We start from the raw sequence: 7,695 nt of genomic DNA, 5'->3' as shown, positions 1-7,695 counted from the left end.
TTTTCCTTGTTGAGTAAACACATTGCATAAATTCCCAGATTCAGAGTTGTCCAAAAAAATATGAGGGAAAAGTGATCAATTTTACTTTTAATTCCACCTCCTTGATAGAACAGCAATAAAAGCTCGGGAATAGCAATTACCATTATTGCAAAGAACTCTTGAGCGAATTTTTTTATAAATGTCCTGGGTAAATTTTTGAATATGTTGAGTTGGTATTCTCCAAATTCAACTTTTTCTAACCAGATTGGGTAATGGAAATAGGAACTCACAAGTAATCCAAATGCCAGCCAACGGGAATCATATCCTCCAGAGAAATAAGAATAAAAAAATCCACTTAGAACAAAAAGACTCGTTGTTTTAACTGCAAGTAAAAGTAAGGGCCTGTTTTCTTTCAGATGAAAAGAAAACCAAAGAAAGTAAGGTTTTATATGTATGATTTGACTTCGATAAAAATGCTTTTCAGGATAGTACTTTTGGAGTGTTTTATAACTAAAATACAAGGATGCAAAACCTGAAATAAATAATGAAATCCAAAGGGAAACCACTTTCTCCCAATTCCCTATTTTTAAACCGACGAAAGAAATTATCAATGAATACAGTAAGATCAATGTGTGGTTTACTAACCAGACAGAGATAAAATCCTTCGAAAATTTCGAAAAAGATAGAAATGATAATTTTTGAAAGATTAAATATTTTGGGTCCTGAATAAGTTTGATCTGAAATCGTAATTGTAGAAAAGTGTAGAAAATAAATGAGAAGATCAACAGGCCAAACCATGTTGGAGTTTTCATGATTTTTTCAGCAATCATCAGGTGCTGTTTTAGTTCCATGAAAACACCTAAAATCACTGATACCAGTATAAAAAATCCTAAATAGGCTTTATAAAAAGGAGTTACAAAAGACTTGAAGTAGATCTCTCTCATCTTTTAAATCATTATTCCATTTTCGAATTCCTTGATCGTGGAATAGGTAAAAAGATCTTCGAAATCAGACAAATGGGAGGTAAGCAAAAAACTTATTCCATTTTCCAGTTTGGACAGAATGAGTCTTTTGAGTTCTCCTTGAGTAGTCTGGTCTATTGTTGTAAAAGGCTCATCTAAAATGATCAATTTGGGCTTTCCCAAAAAAGCTAAAAGCAAAGCTGATTTTTTGAGCATACCCGATGAATAGGAGGAAATAGGGTTTTTGGCATAGTCGCCTATATCCAGTGTGGTCTTTAGTTTATTGATCTGTTGAGTATCAGAATGCATTATTTTCGCAGAAAAATTTATCAACTCATCCAAGGAAAGGAAAGCTGGAAAGATTGGTTCTGCTTCGGTGAAGTTCACCAGTTTTCGATAAGCAATAGGTTCTTTTTTCTGTGAGATCCCATTCAAAATAATATCTCCCTTAAAGTCATGAATTCCTGCAATCGCTTTTAACAGAGTGGATTTTCCAGATCCATTTTTTCCTTTGATTAAATGAATTCCCTCTGAAAACGTTAACTGCTCAATTGCCATTTTAAAACCAGTGTCGTAATTCTTTTGAAAGTTTTGGATAGAGAGCATTCTTTCGGTTTCTAATGGGGTCTAAATCTTAAAAATAAAGGTAATTCCAGTACTTTAGACCGTAAAAAAAGTTAAAAAACCAAAATCTCATTTTTTTAAAACCTAGCAGATGAGTTTTGAGATATTTGAAATTTTTTAAGAAGTTATGAATTCATTTTTAAGTTTTTTTTTGATTCAAATTCCTGATTATTGGCTCAAATGCAGATGATTTTATACTTTTAAGTAGTTTGGAAAAGCATAATCCCAAACGTCACAATAAACCTAGAACTAAAATGAGCAAATCTTCTTTGCCGATTTTATTACTGATTCTTCTTTTTGGAATTATAGGATGCAGTAAAGCCCCTGAAAAAGTAGAGCGGCCCAATATTGTTTTTATCATGTCCGATGATCATGCCTATCAGGCGATTTCTGCCTATGATAATACGTTAATCGAAACCCCAAATATCGATCGGATTGCTAAAATGGGGATACTTTTCACTAATGCTTCTGTGACCAATTCAATTTGTGCTCCATCCAGAGCGACGATTTTAACGGGTAAGCATTCTCATATTAATGGCAAAGTGGATAATCATTTTCCTTTTGACACCACGAATGTAACTTTTCCGCAGATCCTTCATGATGCAGGATATCAGACAGCCATGTTTGGAAAACTTCATTTTGGAAATAATCCAAAAGGGTTTGATCAGTTCAAAATTCTACCTGGACAAGGAGCATACTACAACCCAAATTTTATCACGAAGAATGAGGGAAATATAACAGTGGAAGGCTATGTCACAGACATTATCACTGATATGACCTTGGATTGGTTAGCGAATGAAAGAAAAGCCGATCAGCCCTTCATGTTGATGTATTTGCATAAAGCACCACACAGAGAATGGCTTCCGGCAGAGCGACATGTGGATGAATTTACAAAGAGGACTTTTAAAGAGCCGGCAACGCTTTTTGATGATTATTCGGGTAGAGGTAGAGCTGCCAAAGAAGCTGAAATGAATCTTTTGAAAGACATGCATTGGGCAGGAGACTCAAAGATTTATCCAGGAATGATGGATGAAATGGGAATTGAAGGAACTTCTGGTAGGGATCAAGGTGCATTTGAAAGGGGAGTGGGGAGAATGAATGAGTCTCAGCGTGCAAACTGGGATGCTGCCTATGAGAAAGTTAATGAAGACTTCAAAAAGGCCTATCCTACCATGACTGAGGAGGATAAGATGAAATGGAGATACCAGCGCTATATGCAGGATTATTTGGGTACAATCAAAGCTGTGGATGAAAATGTAGGCCGTGTTTTAGACTATTTAGAAGCAAATGGACTGATGGAAAATACTATCATTGTTTATACCTCAGATCAGGGATTTTATCTGGGAGAGCATGGATGGTTTGACAAGAGATTTGTTTACAATGAATCCTTCAAAACGCCGCTGATCATGGCTTGGCCAGGTAAAACGGAAACTGGAGTGAAGTCGGATGCAATGGTTCAAAACCTGGATTTTGCACAAACATTTTTGGAAGCAGCGGGAGTGGAGGCTCCTTCCGATATGCAAGGAGAAAGTTTAATTCCTTTGCTTAAGGGTGAAACGGACAAGTGGACCAGGGATGCAGTTTATTATCACTATTACGAATACCCATCAGTACATATGGTGAAGCGCCATTATGCTATAATCACCAAGGATTACAAACTGGTTCATTATTATTTTGATGTAGATGAGTGGGAGTTGATCGATAGAAAAAAAGATCCATACGAACTCAAAAATGTCTATGGTGATCCTGAATATGCTGATATTCAAGCTGATTTACATAAGCAACTGGATGGTTTAAGAGAAAAATATGGGGATAATTCACAAATCTCTCAGCGTTACCTAGACGAGTATTTGGACTACTTGCAAGAAAATAATTCCTATGCTGGCGGTAAAAACACGGAGCTTCTGGATAAGATTTTTGAAGGTAGAAAATTGTCGAATGAGGAGTAATGAGTAAGCAGTTTGCAGTGGCAGTAAGCATTATCTATTATAGTCATTTCGACGACGAAGGAGGAGAAATCTCAAATTTAAAAATTTGGAATAGGTAAGGGATTTCTCCTCGACGTACCTCCTCGTTCGAAATGGCAATCAAATCACCACACCATATGAAATACACTCAATCAATTTTCTTCCTTTTTCTTGGTATTACCTTATTTTCGGGTTGCCAAAAAAAAACTGAAAAGGCAAAACAAGAACGGCCCAATATCATCTTTATCATGTCTGATGACCATGCTTATCAGGCTATTTCAGCTTACGACAATTCACTTATCGAAACGCCAAACATCGATCGGATTGCTGACATGGGGATTTTGTTTACAAATGCCTCCGTGACGAATTCTATATGCGCACCTTCCAGAGCGACTATTTTGACAGGAAAGCATTCCCATATCAATGGCAAAATCGATAATATTTATCCTTTCGATACGACCAACGTGACTTTTCCACAACTCCTACAAGCTGGTGGCTACCAAACTGCAATGTTTGGCAAACTTCATTTTGGAAACAATCCAAAAGGTTTTGATCAGTTCAAAATCCTTCCTGGTCAGGGGAACTATTACAATCCCGAGTTCATCACCAAAAATGAAGGAAATATCAAAGTGGAAGGCTATGTGACGGATATTGTGACAGATATGACTCTGGACTGGTTGGAAAATGAGCGTAAGAAAGAAGATCCATTTCTATTGATGTATTTACATAAAGCTCCTCATAGAGCTTGGTATATGGCCGAGCGACATTTGGAAGAGTTTACTAACAAAACCTTCCGAGAGCCTGCAACTTTATTTGATGATTATTCTGGAAGGACTGCAGCCGCTGGAGAAGCGGAAATGAATATTCTCGAGCATATGGGTTGGTCGGGTGATAATAAACTAAACCCTGAAGTGCTCAAGCAACTCGGAATTGCAGACGTGGGTGGCTACGATACAACTCGTTTTATCGCTCAGATGAAACGGTTCACGCCAACTCAGGCCGAAAACTTCAAAAAGTATTACGATCCCATCAGTGAGGAGTTTATAAAGGCATTCCCTACAATGACTGATCAGGACAAAATGAGGTGGAAGTACCAGCGATATATGCAGGATTATCTGGGAACAATCAAAGCAGTCGATGAAAATGTGGGTCGACTCTTGGATTATTTAGAGGCCAATGACCTGATGGAAAATACCATCATCGTTTATACCTCAGATCAAGGTTTTTACTTGGGTGAGCATGGTTGGTATGATAAGCGTTTTATCTACGATGAGTCTTTCAAAACGCCATTATTAGTGGCTTGGCCGGGTAAGACAAAAGCTGGAACGAAGTCTGATGCAATGGTTCAGAATTTGGATTTTGCGCAGACCTTCTTGGATATCGCTGGAGTGGAGGCTCCTGCAGATATGCAAGGAGAAAGTATGACGCCGCTGCTTACCGGCAATGAAGATCAATGGACACGTGATGAAGTTTATTACCATTATTATGAATATCCGGCAGAGCATATGGTAAATAGGCATTATGCCATTGTGACGAAAGATTATAAACTGATCCATTACTATTATGCTATAGACGAATGGGAACTGATCGATAGAAAGAAGGATCCCCTGGAATTGAAAAATGTCTATAATGATTCAGCTTATGCTGAAATCAGAAAAGATCTGCATGAGCGATTGGAAAAGTTGCGGGTCAAATACAAAGATAATTCAGAGTTAAGTCAACAGTATATTGATCGGTTTTTAGAGGATACTAAAAAGTAAAACTTTGATTGCCGTTCCTGAATACTTCTAGGATTTCGTAATCAATAAAAAGCGCAGAATCAAGCCGATTACTAAGGACAGGCCAAAGAAGACTCCAATTTTAATTCGTTTGTTTTGGTAGCTTATGATGCTTAGTTCAGTGATGGAGTTATCTTCCAATTCCTTTAAATGCTGTTCCAATTGCTGGATTCGATAGTTATTATGTTTTAATTGAGCAAAGGCGCTTATTCCAAAGCTAAATAAAACACCCATGTTCATGACGATAAAATCATCAATTTGAAATGATGGTATTTTCTGATATTTAAGTTGTAAATAAAAAATAGAACCAATAATAAAAAACAAACTACTTGATAAAGCACCCACATAAATTGTGCTGATATAATGCTTGTAATAAAAAGCCAGGTATCCCTGAATTTTCTCAATAATGCTAAGATTATTAGCGCCGGAAGATGGGGTTTTTCTTAAAATATGGATTTGCCAGACTAGCCCAGATAAGAATTGTCGGGAGTATCCGACCACTGTATGGAAAACACCCAGTCTGATTCAATCATATGATTTCGCCTAGCAGAGTTGTTGCTATCATCCGCAATTGATCTATTTTTTGTAATTATTACTTTAGATTATTAAGAAACTCTTGAATAGCTGTTACTACTGCCTGTCTGTTATCATTGAGAGTTGAATGCCCTGCATCCGGTATGATTACAAATCTAGCATCCGGTACCATTTGACTTAGCTTATTAACTGTCACTGGACGAGCCTCGTCAAACTCACCAGTAGTAAATAATGTAGGGACCTTGACTTTTTTTAAGCTTTGAACATTATCATAATTCTTTAAGATGCCTGTTGCAGTGAATTCACTTGGCCCCCACATATAATTATAGATGAATGTATTTCCGTTGGATTTCACAGAATCATAGGGATGTTTGACAAGTTCTTTTCTTCGGCCGTGCCTTTTTGCAAAAAAGCTATTGGCAGCTTTATACGAATCAGTTTCAAAGACACTATCTCGTTCTGCAATACGAATTGCCGTCTGTATAGAATCCGGAAGTTCTGACACAAGCACTGCCGCATCTTTTGTCCAAATTGGAGTGCTGAAATACGGGCTATTAAATATTATTCCTTTTATGCCTTCCGGGTAATGATCGTAATATTCAAGGGCTAATGCTGCCCCCCAAGAACCACCCACCAAATAGAATTCATTCAGTTTTAACTCTGATTTAATCGCTTTTACTTGCTCCACGAACAGTTCCACTTTTAGTAAAGCCGTATCTTGATGATAGTCGGATTTCCCAGTGCCTAATTGATCGAATAAGATTACTGGACGCTCTTTCGATATTTCGGATAAATTATAATAGCTCTTGCTTGTACCTCCTGGACCTCCATGTAGGCAAATCAAAGGCGTATTATCCCCTTCTCCCATTATTCCATACCAAATTTTCCCTCCTTCTACCTCTACAAATCCCTCCCCTTGTTGGAGAAACGGGTTTGATTGTTTCAAATCAAAAGTACAGCTGAAAATGAAAAGTAGGATCAAGAGATAATAGATGGTAGTGTTCTTCATATTTACAGTTTTGAAAGCTTTAATATCCCCAATTGATGATATCGGTCCGATTTATAGAGAGATCTACTAGTTGTTGGTAAGGAATCTAAATTACAAAATTGCCTGGATAGAACGTGTAGTTTTAAACACCTTGGGTTGGATTCTTGACTAGACTCAGTGGGAATCTTCAGTTATTGAAAATAACTACAAAGAGAAAAGCTTTTTTTAATTTTTGCTCAATGGTCTAGTGTCTAAAAGGAAAAAAGGATCAATAATCTTGGATTGGATTTAATTGTAATAATCGCTTGTGGATAAATGTGCCTAATTTGATTTTCTTAACTAGATATGAAAATTTAGGAGAACAAGCTTTAAATTATAAGTTCTTATGGAAAATCTATTTGATGCTATTGTTATTGGTTCAGGGATCTCCGGAGGCTGGGCTGCCAAAGAACTTTGTGAGCAGGGTTTGAAAACACTGGTTCTTGAAAGAGGAAGGGATGTGAAGCACATTAAAGATTATCCCACCATGAATAAAAATCCTTGGGATTTTGAACATAGAGGGAGGATGCCCAAGGAGTTTTATCTGGACAATCCATTAATTTCCAAAGCAGCTGGCTTTGGTGAAGACACGGCACATTTTTTTATCAAAGACGCAGATCACCCTTATGTTCAAGAGCGACCTTTTGATTGGATTCGTGGATATCAAGTGGGAGGGAAGTCTTTGATTTGGGGTAGAGCATGTCAGCGTTGGAGTGATTTTGAGTTCAAGGCACCCAAGAAATTTGGCTATGGGATTGAGTGGCCTATCGGTTATGAGGATATTGCGCCTTGGTACTCTCATGTAGAAAAATTTATTGGAGTTT

At 37.3% G+C, this 7,695-nt stretch carries 7 protein-coding genes; 3 read left to right on the top strand and 4 right to left on the bottom strand.

Annotated elements, in window-relative coordinates; translation table 11 throughout:
- Both Q0L68_RS13130 and Q0L68_RS13125 read right to left on the bottom strand, forming a co-directional pair.
- Window positions 1-923, bottom strand: a 923-nt coding sequence (locus tag Q0L68_RS13130; protein ID WP_296703918.1) for a hypothetical protein, incomplete at its 3' end; no start/stop codon positions are given.
- A 3-nt stretch (window positions 924-926) separates the two neighbouring features.
- Window positions 927-1,547 (bottom strand): ATP-binding cassette domain-containing protein, encoded by a 621-nt coding sequence (locus tag Q0L68_RS13125; protein ID WP_296703916.1) that lies wholly within the window; start codon window positions 1,545-1,547, stop codon window positions 927-929.
- Between the two features lie 272 nt (window positions 1,548-1,819).
- On the opposite strand from Q0L68_RS13125, the gene Q0L68_RS13120 reads away from it, so the two are divergent.
- Window positions 1,820-3,514 (top strand): sulfatase, encoded by a 1,695-nt coding sequence (locus Q0L68_RS13120; protein WP_296703914.1) that lies wholly within the window; start codon window positions 1,820-1,822, stop codon window positions 3,512-3,514.
- Between the two features lie 155 nt (window positions 3,515-3,669).
- Window positions 3,670-5,292: a sulfatase gene (locus Q0L68_RS13115; protein WP_296703911.1), complete on the top strand. Its 1,623-nt coding sequence runs from the start codon at window positions 3,670-3,672 to the stop codon at window positions 5,290-5,292.
- Between the two features lie 27 nt (window positions 5,293-5,319).
- Here the strand turns inward: Q0L68_RS13115 and Q0L68_RS13110 are convergent, their stop codons facing one another.
- Together Q0L68_RS13110 and Q0L68_RS13105 are read right to left on the bottom strand one after the other, a co-directional pair.
- Window positions 5,320-5,811, bottom strand: coding sequence for a hypothetical protein (locus Q0L68_RS13110; RefSeq protein ID WP_296703909.1), 492 nt, complete (start codon window positions 5,809-5,811; stop codon window positions 5,320-5,322).
- A gap of 91 nt (window positions 5,812-5,902) precedes the next feature.
- Window positions 5,903-6,853, bottom strand: a complete 951-nt coding sequence (locus Q0L68_RS13105) for a proline iminopeptidase-family hydrolase (RefSeq protein ID WP_296703905.1) — start codon at window positions 6,851-6,853, stop codon at window positions 5,903-5,905.
- Between the two features lie 364 nt (window positions 6,854-7,217).
- Between Q0L68_RS13105 and Q0L68_RS13100 the strand changes: the two genes are divergently transcribed.
- The coding region (locus Q0L68_RS13100) for an NAD(P)-binding protein (RefSeq protein ID WP_366938399.1) at window positions 7,218-7,695 on the top strand (478 nt) is incomplete at its 3' end.

Source organism: Algoriphagus sp. (genome assembly GCF_024642405.1).
In the GTDB taxonomy this organism is placed as follows: Bacteria; Bacteroidota; Bacteroidia; order Cytophagales; family Cyclobacteriaceae; genus Algoriphagus.
Note: the sequence above shows the minus strand (reverse complement) of the source record. Positions and strands in the feature narration are given on the sequence as shown.